Raw genomic sequence first — 277 nt, 5'->3', positions numbered from 1 at the left:
AAATACGCGGAACAGACTGGGCATCCTCGGTACAAAAACAGCAATTCATCCAGATGGATAAGCGATTGGCGCCGCCCGGGCAATGGCGATGCCGCGACCGCCTAGTCTTGAAATGTGGCACCGGTACGGTCTCTCCAATGTCGAGGACAGGGGCGAGGAAGCCGATTTTCCCGTTTACCCCTTCCATGCCGACAAAATTCCGCTACAAGGCGGGGCTCATCTTTTGGCTCGGCATTCTGGCCGGGCGGCAACGGTTTGATTGATGTCCGACGACAGT

Annotated in this window: 1 protein-coding gene; it reads left to right on the top strand. The window is 56.7% G+C overall.

The features are described from left to right. Positions 1–263: hypothetical protein (locus tag NLU14_RS21655; protein WP_275710507.1), on the top strand; the 263-nt coding region annotated here is incomplete at its 5' end. Positions 264–277 lie beyond the last annotated feature (14 nt).

This window comes from Marinobacter iranensis (genome assembly GCF_029207565.1).
In the GTDB taxonomy this organism is placed as follows: domain Bacteria; phylum Pseudomonadota; class Gammaproteobacteria; order Pseudomonadales; family Oleiphilaceae; genus Marinobacter; species Marinobacter iranensis.
The sequence above is the reverse complement of the archived record's forward strand: the minus strand, read 5'-3'. Positions and strand labels throughout refer to the sequence as shown.